The organism is Ruegeria sp. CE9, from assembly GCF_056537425.1.
This window is the reverse complement of record NZ_JBQFRO010000029.1, coordinates 1-3754: the sequence shown is the minus strand read 5'-3', so window position 1 is coordinate 3754 and position 3754 is coordinate 1. Positions and strand designations below refer to the sequence as shown.

Annotated in this window: 2 protein-coding genes and 1 pseudogene; 2 read left to right on the top strand and 1 reads right to left on the bottom strand. The window is 56.7% G+C overall.

From position 1 onward, the window contains the following. A pseudogene (gene sucA / locus ACR0B3_RS23495) lies at nucleotides 1-1064 on the top strand (2-oxoglutarate dehydrogenase E1 component); the annotation flags it as partial. 5 nt (nucleotides 1065-1069) lie between these two features. After that, a complete protein-coding gene (odhB, locus tag ACR0B3_RS23490) occupies nucleotides 1070-2569 on the top strand; it encodes a 2-oxoglutarate dehydrogenase complex dihydrolipoyllysine-residue succinyltransferase (RefSeq protein ID WP_480811182.1) in 1500 nt (499 codons plus the stop codon). Nucleotides 2570-2643: 74 nt separating this feature from the next. Here the strand turns inward: odhB and ACR0B3_RS23485 are convergent, their stop codons facing one another. Further along, nucleotides 2644-3585, bottom strand: coding sequence for a 2-hydroxyacid dehydrogenase (locus ACR0B3_RS23485; RefSeq protein WP_480811181.1), 942 nt, complete (start codon nucleotides 3583-3585; stop codon nucleotides 2644-2646). Nucleotides 3586-3754: the final 169 nt, after the last annotated feature.

Sequence of the window (3754 nt, the reverse complement as noted above, 5' to 3'; positions counted from 1 at the left end):
GGGCCACCGCAGAGGCTTTGGCCTTTGGCAGCTTGCTGACCGAAGGATATCCAGTTCGCCTTGCAGGCCAAGACAGCACCCGTGGCACATTCAGCCAGCGCCATTCGGGCCTGATCCATCAGGAGAGCGAGGAACGCTATTATCCTCTCAATAACATTCGTGCGGGCCAAGCGCGCTACGAGGTCATCGACTCGATGCTGTCCGAATATGCGGTGCTTGGCTTTGAATATGGCTACAGCCTTGCGGAACCGAATGCCTTGGTCATGTGGGAAGCGCAATTTGGCGATTTCGCCAATGGCGCGCAAATCATGTTTGACCAATTCATCTCATCGGGCGAAAGCAAATGGTTGAGGATGTCTGGATTGGTGATGCTGTTGCCGCACGGGTTTGAGGGCCAAGGCCCCGAACATTCCTCCGCGCGTCTTGAGCGGTTCTTGCAAATGTGCGGTCAAGACAACTGGATTGTGGCCAATTGCACCACACCCGCCAATTATTTCCATATCTTGCGCCGCCAGATCCATCGCAGCTTCCGTAAGCCATTGGTTCTGATGACGCCGAAATCCCTTTTGCGGCATAAAAAGGCCGTCTCACGGGCGGAGGAGTTCACAACAGGGTCTTCCTTCCACCGTGTGCTGTGGGATGATGCCCAATATGGTAATTCGGATCTCAAGCTGAAATCAGACGACAAAATCCGCCGTGTCGTGATCAGTTCAGGCAAGGTTTATTATGACCTTCTTGAAGAGCGCGATGCGCGTGGTCTGGATGATGTCTATCTCTTGCGTCTTGAACAGTTCTACCCATTCCCTGCGATGTCGCTGATGAAGGAATTGGAGCGCTTTAAGACTGCAGAGATTGTCTGGTGTCAGGAAGAGCCGAAAAACCAAGGGGCTTGGACATTCGTTGAACCAAATCTTGAATGGGTTCTGACACGGATTGGGGCAACCCATAGTCGCGCCACTTATGCAGGCCGCGCCGCTTCGGCTTCGCCTGCGACTGGCCTAGCCTCACAACATAAAGCACAGCAAACCGCGCTCATCAACGAAGCGCTGACGATCGAAGGGTAAAGACAATGGCGACAGAAGTCCGCGTGCCCACTTTGGGCGAATCCGTGACCGAGGCCACCGTGGCAACTTGGTTCAAAAAACCAGGGGATACAGTCGCGCAGGATGAGATGCTGTGCGAATTGGAAACCGATAAAGTGACCGTTGAAGTTCCTGCCCCCGCCGCAGGCACATTGGGCGAGATCGTTGCGGGCGAGGGCGAGACGGTTGGCGTTGATGCCTTGCTCGCTACGATTGCCGCTGCGGGTGCTGTCGCTGCTGAAGCGGCCCCTGCCGCAAAGCCAGCGGCCGCTGCTTCCTCGGGTGCATCGGTCGATATTATGGTTCCCGCGTTGGGCGAGTCTGTGACCGAAGCCACCATCGCCACATGGTTCAAACAGGTTGGCGATACGGTCGCGCAAGACGAGATGCTGTGTGAATTGGAAACTGACAAAGTGTCGGTCGAGGTTCCCGCCCCCGCTGCAGGTGTTTTAGCGCGCATTGATGCGGCCGAAGGTGCGACTGTCAATGCAGGCGGGCAGCTTGGTGTAATTTCCACCGATGGCGCGGCTGTTGCCGCCCATGCCGCAGCACCCGCTGCCGCCTCTGCTGCCGCTGCACCAACAGGCAGCGGTCGGGATGTAGAAGATGCCCCATCAGCCAAGAAACTGATGGCGGAAAAAGGCATTGACCCCGCGGCTGTTCAAGGCTCTGGCAAGGATGGACGCATCATGAAAGAAGATGTTTTGAACGCCGCAATTGCCCCCGCTGCAGTGCCTGCTGCTGCCCCTGCCGCCGCTCCGCGTGCGCCTGTCGCCGCCGAGGATGCTGCCCGCGAAGAACGGGTCAAAATGACCCGTCTGCGCCAGACGATTGCAAAGCGTCTGAAAGATGCGCAAAACACCGCAGCGATCCTGACCACCTATAACGAGGTGGACATGACCGAGGTGATGGCCCTGCGCAACGCCTATAAAGACGAGTTCGAAAAGAAGCACGGCGCGCGTTTGGGCTTTATGTCCTTCTTCACCAAGGCCTGTATCCACGCCTTGAAAGTGGTGCCTGAGGTGAACGCTGAAATCGATGGCACCGACATCGTCTACAAAAACTTTGTACATATGGGCATCGCGGCAGGCACGCCACAGGGTCTGGTTGTGCCAGTGATCCGTAACGCCGATCAGATGTCTTTTGCCGAAATCGAAAAGGCGATTGCCGAAAAGGGCAAGCGCGCGCGCGATGGCAAGCTGTCTATGGCCGAGATGCAGGGCGGCACGTTCACCATTTCGAATGGTGGGGTTTACGGCTCGCTCATGTCCTCGCCGATTTTGAACCCGCCACAATCGGGTATTTTGGGGATGCATAAAATCCAAGACCGCCCCATGGTCATCAATGGCGAGATCAAAATCCGCCCGATGATGTATCTGGCGTTGTCCTATGACCACCGCATTGTCGATGGCAAAGGCGCAGTGACCTTCCTTGTCCGCGTCAAGGATGCACTGGAAGACCCACGCCGTTTGTTGATGGATCTCTGATCTCCGCAAACGACTGAGCAAACGACCGCGAAACGCCCCCGTTCTGGCTGCATAGGATGGGGGCTTTTTGCTGCCTAATACCCTGCCACGCGATCCACCAGATGCAAGAGGGCCTCGCCCGCCTCACCACGGCGGATATTCTCGGCAATGGTTTCCGATGCCGTCTCGGCCCTTGTGGCAGAGGCGATATGTGGGGTTACAGTGACGCGCGGATGGCGCCAATAGGGATGTGAGGCAGGCAGGGGTTCGATACTGAAAACATCCAAAGTGGCCGCTGCGATCTTGCCTGTATCAAGGGCGGCCAAAAGCGCGGCATCCTCGATCAAACTGCCGCGCCCAGGGTTGATGATCTTGGCCCCATGGGGCAGGGCGGCGAGGGTGGTTTGATTGATCAGCCCGCGCGTGGCGGCGGTGTCGGGCAGAAGTGTTACCAAAATCTCGGCATGGCGCATTGCATCAAAAAGCCCGTCTTCACCATGATAGCACGCGATGCCTTCGATTGATTTGGGGCTTCGCGACCAGCCTGCGACATCAAAGCCAATCCGCGCAAGGCTTTGCGCTGCAGCCGCGCCCAATACACCAAGACCCAAGATGGTCACCTTGCGATCCCGCGCCAAGGGCGGCACCAAATTGGGGCGCCAGACCCCATCTTGCCCTGCAAGGAAATCGTCAATCATGAGGTGATAACGCAGCACATGACCCATGACGAATTCGAGCATACCTTGCGTTAGGCCATAATCGACCATGCGGGCAAGCGGCATGGTGATTGTTTCATTGCCGACAATATCCTCAACCCCTGCCCAAAGGCTCAGCACGGCCTTTGCGCGGGTGAAGGGGGTAAAATCCTGTAGCCCTGAATTGGGGGCGTAGATGATATAATCCACCTCAGTTGGGTCAGCCTCAGTGGTTAGGCCCGTGGCATCAACCCCTGTCTTCTGCAACGCCTTGTGCAGTGCGGGTTCATATTCCGCCCATTTTTCAGATTTTGCAGCGAAAAGGATGGTGGGGGATGGCATGGCCTGCTCCTGATATATGAGATGCGATTAGGGCTATCAGAGGGCGCAGGGCGGGAAAACCCGCCAATTTCACTTTAGCGTGGACGATGGATATGGGCCGATTGTACCAAACCAAACGCTGCTAAAAGCACCATCATTGCTGAGCCGCCATAAGAGACGAGCGGCAAAG

What these genes read in the sequence shown, in the direction of transcription:
- ACR0B3_RS23485 (WP_480811181.1), bottom strand. Translation starts at nt 3,585, where the DNA reads ATGCCATCCCCCACCATCCTTTTCGCTGCAAAATCTGAAAAATGGGCG.
- odhB (WP_480811182.1), top strand. Translation starts at nt 1,070, where the DNA reads ATGGCGACAGAAGTCCGCGTGCCCACTTTGGGCGAATCCGTGACCGAG.